Annotated in this window: 16 protein-coding genes; 13 read left to right on the top strand and 3 right to left on the bottom strand. The window is 58.8% G+C overall.

What is annotated here, in order from left to right; all coding sequences use genetic code 11:
* Positions 1 to 89 precede the first annotated feature (89 nt).
* On the top strand, positions 90 to 734 hold the full coding sequence (locus CAF80_RS27430) for an MBL fold metallo-hydrolase (RefSeq protein ID WP_074690994.1): 645 nt from the start codon (positions 90 to 92) through the stop codon (positions 732 to 734).
* 114 nt (positions 735 to 848) lie between these two features.
* Positions 849 to 1,580, top strand: a complete 732-nt coding sequence (locus tag CAF80_RS27425; protein WP_007956806.1) for an OmpA family lipoprotein — start codon at positions 849 to 851, stop codon at positions 1,578 to 1,580.
* A gap of 67 nt (positions 1,581 to 1,647) precedes the next feature.
* On the opposite strand, the gene CAF80_RS27420 is transcribed toward CAF80_RS27425, so the two are convergent.
* A complete protein-coding gene (locus CAF80_RS27420) occupies positions 1,648 to 2,082 on the bottom strand; it encodes a YhcB family protein (protein WP_039766275.1) in 435 nt (144 codons plus the stop codon).
* Positions 2,083 to 2,226: 144 nt separating this feature from the next.
* Here CAF80_RS27420 and CAF80_RS27415 point away from each other — a divergent pair, with 144 nt between their 5' ends.
* The 3 genes from CAF80_RS27415 to zapE all read left to right on the top strand — a co-directional run bounded on the left by CAF80_RS27415 (position 2,227) and on the right by zapE (position 5,421).
* On the top strand, positions 2,227 to 2,856 hold the full coding sequence (locus tag CAF80_RS27415; protein WP_085668218.1) for an alpha/beta hydrolase: 630 nt from the start codon (positions 2,227 to 2,229) through the stop codon (positions 2,854 to 2,856).
* Between the two features lie 24 nt (positions 2,857 to 2,880).
* Positions 2,881 to 4,236 (top strand): tryptophan--tRNA ligase, encoded by a 1,356-nt coding sequence (locus CAF80_RS27410; RefSeq protein WP_085668171.1) that lies wholly within the window; start codon positions 2,881 to 2,883, stop codon positions 4,234 to 4,236.
* 90 nt (positions 4,237 to 4,326) lie between these two features.
* A complete protein-coding gene (gene zapE, locus CAF80_RS27405) occupies positions 4,327 to 5,421 on the top strand; it encodes a cell division protein ZapE (RefSeq protein WP_039766273.1) in 1,095 nt (364 codons plus the stop codon).
* A gap of 62 nt (positions 5,422 to 5,483) precedes the next feature.
* Here the strand turns inward: zapE and CAF80_RS27400 are convergent, their stop codons facing one another.
* Positions 5,484 to 6,380 carry a GlxA family transcriptional regulator gene (locus CAF80_RS27400; protein ID WP_170844884.1) on the bottom strand — a complete coding sequence of 299 codons (897 nt, stop codon included), beginning with the start codon at positions 6,378 to 6,380 and terminating at the stop codon, positions 5,484 to 5,486.
* 246 nt (positions 6,381 to 6,626) lie between these two features.
* On the opposite strand from CAF80_RS27400, the gene CAF80_RS27395 reads away from it, so the two are divergent.
* On the top strand, positions 6,627 to 7,763 hold the full coding sequence (locus CAF80_RS27395) for an acyl-CoA dehydrogenase family protein (protein WP_007956797.1): 1,137 nt from the start codon (positions 6,627 to 6,629) through the stop codon (positions 7,761 to 7,763).
* Between the two features lie 50 nt (positions 7,764 to 7,813).
* Here the strand turns inward: CAF80_RS27395 and CAF80_RS27390 are convergent, their stop codons facing one another.
* The gene (locus CAF80_RS27390) at positions 7,814 to 8,854 is read right to left on the bottom strand and encodes an NADP(H)-dependent aldo-keto reductase (RefSeq protein WP_074690996.1); all 1,041 of its coding nucleotides are present in this window, start codon (positions 8,852 to 8,854) and stop codon (positions 7,814 to 7,816) included.
* Positions 8,855 to 9,098: 244 nt separating this feature from the next.
* Here CAF80_RS27390 and rplM point away from each other — a divergent pair, with 244 nt between their 5' ends.
* The 7 genes from rplM (at position 9,099) to CAF80_RS27355 (ending at position 13,984) form a co-directional block, all read left to right on the top strand.
* Positions 9,099 to 9,527 carry a 50S ribosomal protein L13 gene (gene rplM / locus CAF80_RS27385; RefSeq protein WP_003228062.1) on the top strand — a complete coding sequence of 143 codons (429 nt, stop codon included), beginning with the start codon at positions 9,099 to 9,101 and terminating at the stop codon, positions 9,525 to 9,527.
* Positions 9,528 to 9,541: 14 nt separating this feature from the next.
* Positions 9,542 to 9,934, top strand: coding sequence for a 30S ribosomal protein S9 (gene rpsI / locus CAF80_RS27380; RefSeq protein ID WP_039766266.1), 393 nt, complete (start codon positions 9,542 to 9,544; stop codon positions 9,932 to 9,934).
* Between the two features lie 268 nt (positions 9,935 to 10,202).
* The gene (gene petA / locus CAF80_RS27375) at positions 10,203 to 10,796 is read left to right on the top strand and encodes a ubiquinol-cytochrome c reductase iron-sulfur subunit (RefSeq protein WP_007917031.1); all 594 of its coding nucleotides are present in this window, start codon (positions 10,203 to 10,205) and stop codon (positions 10,794 to 10,796) included.
* On the top strand, positions 10,796 to 12,007 hold the full coding sequence (locus tag CAF80_RS27370) for a cytochrome bc complex cytochrome b subunit (RefSeq protein ID WP_039766264.1): 1,212 nt from the start codon (positions 10,796 to 10,798) through the stop codon (positions 12,005 to 12,007). Before petA ends, CAF80_RS27370 begins: the two co-directional genes overlap by 1 nt.
* Positions 12,007 to 12,789: a cytochrome c1 gene (locus CAF80_RS27365; RefSeq protein WP_085668170.1), complete on the top strand. Its 783-nt coding sequence runs from the start codon at positions 12,007 to 12,009 to the stop codon at positions 12,787 to 12,789. Before CAF80_RS27370 ends, CAF80_RS27365 begins: the two co-directional genes overlap by 1 nt.
* Positions 12,790 to 12,936: 147 nt before the next feature.
* Positions 12,937 to 13,554 carry a glutathione S-transferase N-terminal domain-containing protein gene (locus CAF80_RS27360; RefSeq protein ID WP_011335872.1) on the top strand — a complete coding sequence of 206 codons (618 nt, stop codon included), beginning with the start codon at positions 12,937 to 12,939 and terminating at the stop codon, positions 13,552 to 13,554.
* Positions 13,555 to 13,570: 16 nt separating this feature from the next.
* Positions 13,571 to 13,984: a ClpXP protease specificity-enhancing factor gene (locus CAF80_RS27355; protein WP_074690998.1), complete on the top strand. Its 414-nt coding sequence runs from the start codon at positions 13,571 to 13,573 to the stop codon at positions 13,982 to 13,984.
* The last annotated feature ends 2 nt before the right edge of the window (positions 13,985 to 13,986 follow it).

Genomic DNA, 13,986 nt, shown 5'->3' with positions numbered 1-13,986 from the left:
GCGCTGTGTCGGCATCCTGCGAGCCAACAACATAAAATGGCGGAAATCGGCCTCTGCGCGTTGTCTTCAATTTCTGTTCAGGATCCCCCATGACCGCTGCAAATCCCGCGCTCATCCGCGAAACCTTCCCCGTCGGCCCGCTCCAGTGCAACTGCACGATCATCGGCGACCCAGTTACCAAAAAAGCCATCGTCGTCGACCCGGGCGGCAACCCTGACCTGATCATGGCCCGGCTCGATGCTCTGGGCCTGAAAGTGGTCAGCATCATCCACACCCACGCGCACCTCGATCACTTCCTGGCGTCCGGGCAAATGAAAGAAAAGACCGGCGCGACCTTGCACCTGCACAAAGAGGATCAGTTCCTGTGGGACAACCTCGAGATGCAATGCCAGATGTTCGGCGTGCCCTACACCCCGGTGCCGTCACCGGATCGCTGGTTGAGCGACGACGAGGAGCTGGCCTGCGGCTGTGGCGTGGCGCTGCACACACCGGGGCATACGCCAGGTTCCATGAGCTTCTGGTTTTCCGAGGCTAAGCTGTTGATAGCCGGCGACACGTTGTTTCGTCGCGGAGTAGGGCGCACGGATTTGTGGGGCGGCGATCAGGCGACCATCGTGCGATCGATCAAGCAGCGGCTGTATACCCTGGATGAAGACGCGACCGTTGTGGCCGGGCATGGTCCGGATACGCGTCTGGGGGATGAAATGCGCGAGAACCCGTTTGTGCGTGCCTAAACATTTTGTCACGGGTGCCCAGTGGAATTTTTGTGCATTGTCATGATCCAACGCCCGCACGGGCCAGTTGCCAATGTCCGCTGCACCACAGAATGCAAAATGTAGGAGCACTCCATGTTCACCACGCGTCGTTTGATTATTGTCGCTACTGCCGTGGCCGTTTTGTCCGGCTGCGCCTCGCCCAACCCGTATGACAATCAGGGTCAGGCCGACGGTGGCTCCCAGGGCATGAGCAAAACCGCCAAATACGGTGGCCTCGGTGCTTTGGCCGGCGCGCTGGCCGGTGCCGCCATCGACCACAACAACCGCGGCAAGGGTGCGCTGATTGGCGCGGCCGTGGTCGGTGCCTCGGCCGCCGGTTACGGCTACTACGCCGACCAGCAGGAGAAAAAACTGCGCGCCAGCATGGCCAATACCGGGGTTGAAGTGCAGCGTCAGGGCGACCAGATCAAGCTGATCATGCCGGGCAACATCACGTTCGCCACCGATTCGGCGAACATCGCTTCCAGCTTCTATCAGCCGCTGAACAACCTGGCCAACTCGCTCAAAGAGTTCAACCAGAACCAGATCGAAATCGTCGGCTACACCGACAGCACCGGCAGCCGTCAGCACAACATGGACCTGTCCCAGCGTCGTGCGCAGAGCGTGGCCACCTACCTGACTTCGCAAGGCGTCAGCGGTGCCAACCTGAGTGCCCGCGGTGCCGGTCCGGATAATCCGATCGCCAGCAACGGTGACGTCAACGGCCGGGCGCAGAACCGCCGCGTCGAGGTCAACCTCAAGGCGATCCCGGGCCAGCAGTACGGTGGTCAGCAACAACCGGGCACGGTTCAGCAGTACCCGTAACCGTCAGGTACAAAAAAGCCCCCGGACAAGTGATTGTCCGGGGGCTTTTTGCTGGCGCGAAGGCTGATTACTTCTTCAGGCCGTAATGCTCGTCGAGCATGCCCGGCGAGTTCGGGGTCTTCGGCGCGTAGTCACGCGGCGGTTCCTGATCCCGTGGTGGCGTCAGGCGTTCCCGTGGAGCCTGTGCTGCTTCGGAATGCAGCGAGGCCAGCAGACGCTGACGAGTCTGCTCGTCCAGGGCCAGGCGGTTGGCGCCCTCGGCGAGGTGATCCTGCACTTCCTGATAGCTCTGGGTCAGTTTCTTGACCAGATTGGCGGTGCTGTTGAAGTGGGTTACCACTTCGTTCTGATAACTGTCGAAACGTTCCTGAATATCATCCAGTTGACGCTGCGTGCGGCTTGGCGCGGCGTTCGGCGCAACGCGAGCGATCAGGAAACCAATGGCGACACCCACAACCAGGGCAAGAGTCGGTAACAACCAAACTAAGAGCGAGTGTTCCACGAGTCCTTCCTCTATAAACGGCTTTGCTTTACGTTAACGGCTCGAACCTGCGCTGTATACCGCGATTCACTCGCAATAGACTGGCACAGACAATTTGCTAGACGAGTCGACCCGATCCGAGGTCACGGAGTTCCTTCCTTGCTGATGCGTGAAACCCCTGTAGTGATTGATGGCCCGGTGGGTCAACTTGAGAGCCTTTACCTCGACAACGAGCAGCCACGCGGCATCGCGTTGATCTGCCACCCCAACCCGGTGCAGGGCGGCACCATGCTCAACAAGGTCGTCTCGACCCTGCAGCGCACCGCACGCGACGCCGGCCTGATCACCTTGCGCTTCAACTATCGCGGCGTCGGAGCCAGCGAAGGTTCCCATGACATGGGCACTGGTGAGGTCGACGACGCCCAGGCCGCTGCCACCTGGTTGCTGGAAAAGCATCCGGATCTGCCGCTGACCCTGTTCGGTTTCTCCTTCGGCGGATTTGTTGCAGCAAGTCTCGGCGGCCGTCTCGAAGCCCAAGGCATTCAGCTCAAGCATCTGTTCATGGTCGCGCCGGCGGTGATGCGCCTGAGCGAGCAGGATCAACTGCCGCAGCAGGGCGAGTTGACCGTGATCCAGCCGGAAACCGACGAAGTGATCGATCCGCAGCTGGTCTACGACTGGTCTGACAAACTCCAACGCCCCCATGAGCTACTGAAAGTGGCAGAATGCGGACACTTTTTTCATGGCAAGCTGACCGATCTCAAGGATCTGATCCTGCCGCGTCTCTCGAATTGATTGCAGTCTGACAAGCGATTACCCATGACGAACCGTACCCGCATCCTCACCGGCATCACCACCACCGGCACCCCGCACCTGGGCAACTACGCCGGCGCCATCCGCCCGGCGATTCTCGCCAGCCGCGACAGTAATGCCGATTCGTTCTACTTCCTGGCCGACTATCACGCCCTGATCAAGTGCGATGACCCGCTGCGCATCCAGCGCTCGCGTCTGGAAATCGCCGCGACCTGGCTGGCCGGTGGCCTGGATGTGGATCGCGTGACCTTCTACCGTCAGTCCGACATCCCGGAAATCCCCGAGCTGACCTGGCTGCTGACCTGCGTCGCCGCCAAGGGCCTGCTCAACCGCGCCCATGCTTACAAGGCTTCGGTGGACAAGAATGTCGAGACCGGCGAAGACCCGGATGCCGGCATCACGATGGGTTTGTACAGCTATCCGGTACTGATGGCAGCGGACATTCTGATGTTCAACGCGCACAAGGTGCCGGTCGGTCGCGATCAGATCCAGCACGTGGAAATGGCCCGTGACATCGGCCAGCGCTTCAACCACCTGTTCGGCCAGGGCAAGGAGTTCTTCACCATGCCCGAAGCGCTGATCGAGGAAAGCGTGGCCACGTTGCCGGGCCTGGACGGTCGCAAGATGTCCAAGAGCTACGACAACACCATCCCGCTGTTCACCAGCGCCAAGGACATGAAGGACGCGATTTCACGGATCGTTACCGACTCCCGTGCGCCAGGCGAAGCGAAAGATCCGGACAACTCGCACCTGTTCACCCTGTTCCAGGCGTTCGCCACACCGGCGCAGGCTGACGAGTTCCGCAGCGAGCTGCTGGGCGGTCTGGGTTGGGGCGAGGCGAAGAACCGTCTGTTCCAGTTGCTCGACAACGAGCTGGGCGAATCCCGCGAGCGTTATCACCAGTTGATCGAACGTCCGGCAGATCTGGAAGACATCCTGCAACACGGCGCCAAAAAGGCCCGTGCGGTGGCGACGCCGTTCCTCAACGAGCTGCGCGAAGCGGTCGGCCTGCGCTCCTTCGTCAATCAGGTTCAGGTGGCCGCGACCACCAAGAAGAAAGCCGCGAAAGCCGCACGTTTCGTCAGCTTCCGTGAAGACGACGGCAGCTTCCGTTTCCGTCTGCTGGCGGCTGACGGCGAGCAACTGCTGCTGTCGCGCAACTTCGCCGACGGTAAAACCGCCGGTCAGGTGACCAAGCAGCTGCAATCGGGTCAGGCGCTGGATGTACGTAGCGAAGACCTGAGCTTCAGTGTCTGGCTGGAAGGCGAGTGCGTCGGCGACAGCCCGGCGTTCGCCGACGTGGCTGCGCGGGATGCGGCTGTCGAGGCGTTGCGGATCGCTCTGACACCGGTTCAGGAATAATCAACGGGCCGGCCCGACCAAGGGCCGATTGCCATTCCCACGGGCCATCGCTACAGTGACGGCCCGTTTTTGTTGCCTTGCTAACGAATTATGACGCCCCTAGAACGATATCAAGCTGATCTGAAACGCCCGGACTTCTTCCATGATGCGGCGCAGGAAACTGCCGTGCGTCATCTGCAACGCCTGTACGACGATCTGATCGCGGCCGAGCAGAACAAGCCGGGTTTGCTGGGCAAGCTGTTTGGCAAAAAGGATCAGACGCCGGTCAAGGGTCTGTATTTCTGGGGCGGCGTGGGTCGCGGCAAGACTTACCTGGTGGACACCTTCTTCGAAGCGCTGCCATTCAAGGAAAAGACCCGTACCCACTTCCACCGCTTCATGAAGCGCGTGCACGAAGAGATGAAAACCCTCGGCGGCGAGAAAAACCCGCTGACCATCATCGCCAAGCGCTTCGCGACCGAATCACGGGTCATCTGCTTCGATGAATTCTTCGTCTCCGACATCACCGACGCCATGATCCTCGGCACGCTGATGGAAGAACTGTTCAAGAACGGCGTGACCCTGGTCGCCACTTCGAACATCGTGCCGGACGGCCTGTACAAGGACGGCCTGCAACGCGCGCGCTTCCTGCCGGCCATCGCGCTGATCAAGCAGAACACCGAAATCGTCAACGTCGACAGCGGCGTCGACTACCGTCTGCGCCATCTCGAACAAGCGGAACTCTTCCACTTCCCGCTCGACGAAGCTGCTCACGAAAGCCTGCGCAAGAGCTTCAAGGCACTGACTCCGGAATGTACGGCGGCAGTGGAAAACGATGTGCTGATCATCGAGAACCGCGAAATCCGTGCCCTGCGCACTTGCGACGACGTGGCCTGGTTCGACTTCCGCGAACTGTGCGACGGCCCGCGCAGCCAGAACGACTACATCGAGCTGGGCAAGATCTTCCACGCCGTGCTGCTCAGTGGCGTGGAGCAGATGAGCGTCACCACTGACGACATTGCCCGACGCTTCATCAACATGGTCGACGAGTTCTACGACCGTAACGTCAAACTGATCATTTCTGCCGAAGTCGAGTTGAAAGACCTGTACACCGGCGGACGTCTGACGTTCGAATTCCAGCGCACCCTCAGCCGTCTGCTGGAGATGCAATCCCACGAATTCCTGTCGCGGGCACACAAACCTTAAGCGGATTCGGCAAACAAAAAGGGCCTGCAGATGCAGGCCCTTTTTTGTGTCTGGTCGAATCGTCAGGCAGCTTGCTGGAACTGCTGTCGGTACTGGTTCGGCGACAGTTCGGTGTGCTGGCGGAACAGCCGTGCGAAGAAGCTCGCATCGTCGTAGCCGACTTCGTAGCTGATGGTCTTGATGCTCTTGCGACTGCCGGAGAGCAAGCCCTTGGCGGTCTCGATGCGCAGCCGTTGCAAATAGTGCAGCGGCTTGTCACCGGTGGCGGTCTGGAAGCGGCGCATGAAGTTGCGGATGCTCATGCCGTGCTCGCGTGCCACGTCTTCGAAGCGGAACTTGTCGGCGAAATGCTCTTCGAGCCAGTGCTGGATCTGCAGGATGATCACATCCTGATGCAGCTTCTGTCCGCCGAAACCAATGCGGCCCGGTGCATAACTGCGCTGCACTTCATAGAGAATGTCGCGAGCTACTGCCTGGGCCACATTGGCGCCGCAGAAGCGCTCGATCAGGTAAATGTAGAGATCGCAGGCCGAGGTGGTGCCGCCGGCGCAATACAGGTTATCGGCGTCGGTCAGGTGCTTGTCCTGATTGAGATAGACCTGCGGAAAACGCTCGGCGAAGGCATTGAAAAAGCGCCAGTACGTGGTCGCTTCCTTGCCGTTGAGCAACCCGGCTTCGGCCAGCCAGAACACACCGGTGGCCTCGCCGCAGAGCACGGCGCCCCGGGCATGCTGTTCGCGCAGCCACGGCAGGATCTGGGGATAACGCTGGCACAGGGTATCGAAATCGTCCCAGAAGGCCGGAAGGATGATGACGTCGGCGTTTTCCAGGCCGCCGTCCACCGGCATGATCACGTCACTGAAGCTGTTCACTGGTTTGCCGTCGGGGCTGACCAGGCGGGTTTCGAACGCCGGAGTCAGGCCGTGGCCCAGTTGTTTGCCGTAACGCAGGCTGGCCAGGTGGAAGAAATCCTTGGCCTGCATGAGGGTGGAAGCGAAAACCCGGTCGATCGCCAGGATGCTGACGCGCCGCAAGGGCGTGGAGACTTGCTTGGACATAATTCAACTTTTGTTTTTATAAGGGAAAGTGGTCACCAGACGGCTGGATCGTCTTATTTTTTGTCGGATGTGTCCAGTGTCCTGTATCGGAAGCGAGGCTTAGTCTCTGAAGGTCTGATCCCTCAAACAATAAAGAAAAGGTGACGCATGATTCCCAGAACCTTGTTCAGCTCCGAGCACGAATTGTTCCGCGACAGCGTACGAACATTCCTCGAAAAAGAGGCCGTGCCGTTCCATGGGCAATGGGAAAAACAAGGCTACATCGACCGCAAACTGTGGAACAAGGCGGGGGAGGCGGGGATGCTCTGTTCGCACCTGCCGGAGGAATACGGCGGGTTGGGCGCAGATTTTCTTTACAGCGCGGTTGTCATCGAGGAAGTGGGGCGGCTGGGTCTGACCGGCATTGGCTTCTCACTGCATTCGGACATCGTTGCGCCGTACATCCTGCATTACGGCAGCGAGGCGCTGAAGCAGAAGTACCTGCCGAAACTGGTGTCCGGCGAGATGGTCACCGCGATCGCCATGACCGAGCCGGGCGCCGGCTCCGACCTGCAAGGGGTCAAGACCACGGCGGTGCTGGATGGTGACGAGTATGTGATCAACGGTTCGAAAACCTTTATCACCAATGGCTTCCTGGCGGATCTGGTGATCGTCGTCGCCAAGACCGATCCCAAGGCCGGCGCCAAGGGCACCAGCCTGTTTCTGGTGGAGGCGAACACCCCGGGCTTCGACAAGGGCAAGCGCCTGGAGAAGGTCGGAATGAAGGCTCAGGACACGTCGGAATTGTTCTTCCAGGACGTGCGCGTGCCGAAGGAAAACCTGCTGGGTCAGGCCGGGGCGGGATTTGCCTATCTGATGCAGGAGCTGCCGCAGGAGCGTCTGACTGTGGCGATTGGCGGTCTGGCTTCAGCCGAGGCGGCGCTGCAATGGACGCTGGATTACACCCGCGAGCGCAAGGCGTTCGGCAAGTCGATTGCCGACTTCCAGAATACCCGCTTCAAACTGGCGGAAATGGCCACCGAGATTCAGATCGGCCGGGTGTTCGTCGACCGCTGTCTCGAATTACATCTGCAAGGCAAACTTGACGTGCCGACGGCGGCGATGGCGAAGTATTGGGGCACCGATCTGCAATGCAAGGTGCTCGACGAGTGCGTGCAACTGCATGGCGGTTACGGTTTCATGTGGGAATACCCGGTGGCCCGGGCCTGGGCGGATGCGCGGGTGCAGCGGATCTATGCCGGCACCAATGAAATCATGAAGGAGATCATTGCGCGGTCGCTGTAATGCAGTGTGATCGCTCCCACGCTGAGCGTGGGAGCGATCTTCGTCTTGGATCAAGGCGCCGGGTTCGGATGATCCTTGTGAATGGCTTCGATCCCTTCCAGCACTTCCTTCGACAGTTTCAGCTCGTAGCTGGCGATGTTGCTGTCCAGTTGCTCCAGCGTCGTCGCCCCGATGATGTTGCTGGTGACGAACGGTTGCTGGTTCACGAACGCCAGGGCCATTTGCGCCGGATCCAGACCGTGTTCCCGAGCCAGTGCCACATAACGGCTGCACGCCGCTTCCGATTGCGGGTTGAAATAGCGGCTGAAGCGGCTGTAGAGGCTCAGGCGGCCTTTCGGCGGACGCGCCCCACCTTCGTACTTGCCCGACAGGAAACCGAACGCCAGCGGCGAATAGGCGAGCAGGCCGCACTGTTCGCGGATGGCGATTTCCGCCAGGCCGATCTCGAAGCTGCGGTTGAGCAGGTTGTACGGGTTCTGGATCGACACTGCGCGCGGCCAGCCCCGGGCTTCGGCCAGAGCGAGAAAACGCATGGTGCCCCACGGCGTTTCATTGGACAGGCCGATGTGGCGGATCTTGCCGGCCTTCACCTGCTCATCGAGTGCTTCGAGGGTGTCTTCCAGCGGCGTCAGGTTGGCTTCGGTCTGGTGCTTGTAGCCCAGTTGTCCGAAAAAGTTGGTGCTGCGCTCCGGCCAGTGCAATTGATACAGATCGATGTAGTCGGTTTGCAGGCGCTGGAGGCTGGCGTTCACGGCTTCGGTGATGTGCTGGCGGTTGTGGCGCAGATTCTTGTCGCGGATGTAGTCGATGGTGTTGCCGGGGCCGGCGATCTTGCTGGCGAGGATCCAGTCGGCGCGGTCGCCGCGGCTCTTGAAGTAATTGCCGATGTAGCGCTCGGTGGTGGCGTAGGTTTCGGCTTTCGGTGGCACCGGGTACATCTCGGCGGTGTCGAGGAAATTGATCCCGGCCTCTTTTGCCCGTTCGATCTGGGCGAAGGCTTCAGCTTCAGTGTTCTGCTCGCCCCAGGTCATGGTTCCGAGGCAGATTGCACTCACGTTCAGGTCGGTACGGCCTAGCTGGCGATAGTCCATCGGGTGCTCCTTGGGCAAAACAAGCATAAAAGCAGGTTGAAATTTTTTTCGCAATCTGCATAATTGCCGACCTCTTTCTGCAGTGGAAGTGATGCCCCGCCGCCGAAGAATCTTGCCGTTGAACGGACGCGCCGACCCGAGCCCCCGAAAGCGTCTGTATCCGGCTGCCTTTGACTTGTCAAAGTACGCACTATTCAGTAAGATCCGCCGTCTTATTTACAGGCGGCCCCTGAGGCTATAAAGAATGAAAACTTTTACTGCTAAACCGGAAACAGTAAAGCGCGACTGGTTTGTCGTCGACGCTGCTGGTCAGACCCTGGGTCGTCTGGCCACCGAAATCGCGAGCCGTCTGCGTGGCAAGCACAAGCCTGAGTACACTCCTCACGTTGACACCGGCGACTACATCGTCGTAATCAACGCTGAGCAGATCCGTGTTACCGGCGCTAAAACCACTGACAAAATGTACTACTCCCACTCCGGTTTCCCGGGCGGCATCAAGTCGATCAACTTTGAAAAGCTGATCGCCAAGGCCCCTGAGCGCGTGATCGAGACCGCGGTTAAAGGCATGCTGCCTAAAAACCCACTGGGTCGCGACATGTACCGTAAGCTGAAAGTCTATGCGGGCGCTGCACACCCTCATACTGCTCAGCAGCCCCAAGAACTGAAGATTTAACGGAATAGTTCATTATGTCGGCGACTCAAAATTACGGCACTGGCCGTCGCAAGACCGCAACCGCACGCGTTTTCCTGCGTCCGGGTACTGGTAACATCTCCATCAACAACCGCTCCCTGGACACGTTCTTCGGTCGCGAAACTGCCCGCATGGTAGTTCGTCAGCCGCTGGAACTGACTGAGACTGTCGAGAAGTTCGACATCTACGTCACCGTCATCGGTGGTGGTGTAAGTGGTCAGGCTGGCGCAATCCGCCACGGCATCACTCGCGCTCTGATGGACTACGACGAAACCCTGCGTGGCGCTCTGCGCAAAGCTGGCTTCGTTACTCGCGACGCTCGTGAAGTTGAACGTAAGAAAGTTGGTCTGCGTAAAGCGCGTAAGCGTCCGCAGTACTCGAAGCGTTAATTTCGCTTCCACGTTCAAAAAGAACGCCCGATTCCTCACGGAACCGGGCGTTTTTTTATGCGTGCGATTTCTTGAATAATTGCGCTGTGACAACTTGCCATATTCGTAGACCCCCTATACTACAAGGCTTGAGGGCCAGCCCTCCGGGTAATTACCTTGTCAGAATTGGGGGTTTTCATTACCATTCGGCAAAATTTTTATAAGTACATAGTTTCAATTTAGTAGACGCCTGATTTAACAGGCCACAAAGCTGATGGGAGAGGACTGAATGAGCAATGACGGCGTGAATGCAGGCCGGCGTCGCTTCTTGGTAGCAGCCACATCCGTGGTGGGTGCTGCAGGAGCGGTGGGGGCTGCGGTCCCGTTCGTGGGGTCATGGTTTCCCAGTGCCAAGGCGAAGGCTGCCGGAGCACCGGTGAAAGTGAATGTCAGCAAAATCGAGCCAGGACAGCAGATGATTGCTGAATGGCGCGGCCAGCCGGTGTTCATTGTCCGCCGTACCGAGGAAATCCTGGGGAATCTCAAAAAGATCGAAGGCCAACTCTCCGATCCGACCTCCAAAAACTCCACGCAACCCACTTATGTCGACCCTGAAGTGCGTTCGATCAAGCCGGAAATCCTGCTGCTGATCGGGATCTGCACTCACCTGGGTTGCTCGCCGACCTTCCGTCCCGAAGTGGCACCCGCGGATCTGGGCAAAGACTGGGTAGGCGGTTATTTCTGCCCTTGCCACGGTTCCCACTACGATCTGGCTGGCCGCGTCTACAAGTCGCAACCTGCGCCTTTGAACCTGCCAGTACCCCCGCATTCCTATGAGACCGATGACCTGATTGTCATTGGCGTCGATACGGAGAAAGCGTGATGAGCAAGTTCATGGATTGGGTTGATGCACGCTTCCCCGCCACCAAAATGTGGGAAGACCATCTCAGCAAGTATTACGCTCCAAAAAACTTCAACTTCTTCTACTTCTTCGGCTCGCTGGCGCTGCTCGTTCTGGTCAACCAGATCGTCACCGGCGTCTGGCTGACGATGAGCTACACCCCGTCGGCGGAAGAAGCGTTCGCTTCCGTCGAATACATCATGCGCGACGTCGAGTACGGTTCGATCCTGCGCCTGCTGCACTCCACCGGCGCTTCGGCGTTCTTCATCGTGGTCTATCTGCACATGTTCCGTGGCCTGCTCTACGGTTCGTACCAGAAACCGCGTGAGCTGGTGTGGGTCTTCGGTATGTTGATCTACCTGGCGCTGATGGCCGAAGCCTTCATGGGTTACCTGCTGCCCTGGGGCCAGATGTCCTACTGGGGTGCCCAGGTGATCATTTCGCTGTTCGGTGCGATCCCGGTCATCGGCAACGACCTGACCCAGTGGATCCGTGGTGACTACCTGATTTCCGGGATCACCCTGAACCGCTTCTTCGCTCTGCACGTGGTTGCGCTGCCGATTGTGATTCTCGGTCTGGTGGTGCTGCACATCCTGGCGCTGCACGAGGTCGGTTCGAACAACCCGGACGGCGTGGACATCAAGAAGCACAAAGACGAAAACGGTATCCCGCTGGACGGCATTGCCTTCCATCCTTATTACACCGTGAAAGATATCGTCGGTGTCGTGGTGTTCCTGTTTATCTTCTGCTTCATTGTGTTCTTCTTCCCGGAAATGGGCGGTTACTTCCTCGAAAAGCCTAACTTCGAGCAGGCCAACCCGTTCAAGACGCCAGAGCACATTGCACCGGTCTGGTACTTCACACCGTTCTACGCAATCTTGCGGGCGGTCCCTGACAAGCTCATGGGCGTTATCGCCATGGGTGCCGCGATTGCGGTGCTGTTCGTCCTGCCATGGCTGGACCGCAGCCCGGTCAAGTCGATGCGCTATAAAGGCTGGATGAGCAAGATCTGGCTGGTGGTGTTCTGCATTTCGTTCGTGATCCTCGGCGTTCTGGGCGTTCTGGCCCCGACGCCAGGCCGTACGCTGCTGTCGCAGGTCTGCACCTTCCTGTACTTCGCCTACTTCATTCTGATGCCGTTCTACACCAGGCTCGAGAAGACCAAACCGGTTCCGGAAAGGGTGACTGGCTGATGAAAAAGTTATTTTTTGCTCTGATTTTTGCTGCTCTGCCAGTGCTGTCTTTCGCGGCCGAACACGGTGGTCCGGAACTGGAAAAGGTCGACATCGACGTTTCCGACAAGGCTGCCTTGCAGGATGGCGCGCGTACCTTCGCCAACTATTGCATGGGTTGCCACAGTGCCAAGTTTCAGCGTTACGAGCGTGTCGCCGATGACCTCGGCGTTCCGCACGAAATGATGCTGGAGAAGCTGGTGTTCACCGGTGCCAAGATCGGCGATCACATGAACATCGGCATGCAACCGGCCGACGCCAAGACCTGGTTCGGCGCCGCGCCGCCGGACCTTACGCTGGTGGCTCGTGTTCGCGGCACCGACTGGCTCTACGGTTACCTCAAGTCGTTCTACGAAGATCCTGCACGTCCATGGGGCGTGAACAACAAGGTCTTCCCGAACGTCGGCATGCCTAACGTGCTGGTCGGCCTGCAAGGTCGTCAGGTCGTAGGTTGCAAACAGGTACAGATCGTCGAAGACGGCAAGAAGCAATATGACCCGCTGACCGGTACGCCTTTGACTCATGAAGCGTGCGATCAGTTGACCATCGTGCCGAAAACCGGAACCCTCAACGAAGAGCAGTTCGATGAGAAGGTCAAGAATCTGGTAACCTTCCTGGCTTACTCGGCTAACCCGGTTAAGCTGCAACATCAGCGCATCGGTACTTACGTCTTGCTGTACCTGGCGTTCTTCTTTGTGTTCGCCTACCTGCTCAAGCGTGAATACTGGAAAGACGTGCACTGATACGCTTCAAGCAATTGCTGTTAATCGCGCGCGCCCAAGGGCGCCTCTGAAAACGCAACGCCTGGTTCGCCAGCCGTTGCGGGAGGCGCCCTCTGGGCGCGCGCGTTTTTCCGGCTCCGACTATTTCAACAAGCGAGGAGGATCGCCATGGGCGTGACCAATCGGTTGGCCTGTTACTCCGACCCCGCCGACCACTATTCCCACCGAGTGCGCATCGTGCTTGCAGAGAAGGGTGTCAGCGCCGAAATCATTTTTGTGGAGGCTGGTCGTCAGCCGCCTAAACTGATTGAAGTGAACCCTTACGGCAGTCTGCCCACGCTGGTCGATCGTGACCTGGCGTTGTGGGAGTCGACCGTGGTGATGGAGTATCTGGATGAGCGTTACCCGCATCCACCGTTGATGCCTGTGTACCCGGTGGCGCGTGCCAACAGCCGTCTGCTGATTCATCGTATTCAGCGCGATTGGTGTGGTCTGGTGGATCTGATTCTGGATTCGCGCACCAAGGAAGCGGCCCGTGCCGTGGCGCGCAAGGAATTGCGTGAAAGCCTGACCGGCGTGTCGCCGCTGTTTGCCGACAAGCCGTTTTTCCTCAGTGAGGAACAAAGTCTGGTGGATTGCTGCCTATTGCCAATACTCTGGCGTTTGCCGATTCTGGGTATAGAACTGCCGCGGCCGGCCAAGCCGCTGCTTGATTATATGGAGCGTCAATTTGCGCGTGAGGCATTCCAGGCGAGTCTGTCTGGTGTCGAACGCGACATGCGCTAAGGCTTAAGGAGCCGCTATGAACTCCAGTCGACCTTATCTGGTCCGCGCGCTCTACGAGTGGATTGTAGATAACGATTGCACCCCGCACATGCTGGTCAATTCCGAGTACCCGGCGGTGCAGGTGCCACAGGGATTTGCCAGCGACGGGCAGATTGTCCTGAACATTTCGCCGAGTGCCGTACGGCACTTGCACATGGACAACGACGTTGTGACCTTCGAAGGTCGTTTCGGTGGTGTCCCGCACAGTCTGTACGTGCCGATTGCTGCAATCCTGGGCATCTACGCCCGGGAAAACGGTCAGGGCATGGTGTTCGATCTCGAGTCACCGATGGATGACGAGGACGAGATCGAGCATGACGACGACGTTCCGCCACCGGACAGCGAGCCGCCGCGCCCAAGCGGCCGGCCAAGCCTGAAAGTGGTGAAGTAATA

It is taken from the genome of Pseudomonas sp. B34(2017) (assembly GCF_002112915.1).
Classification (GTDB): domain Bacteria; phylum Pseudomonadota; class Gammaproteobacteria; order Pseudomonadales; family Pseudomonadaceae; genus Aquipseudomonas; species Aquipseudomonas pharyngis.
This window is presented reverse-complemented; position numbering and strand designations above follow the sequence as displayed.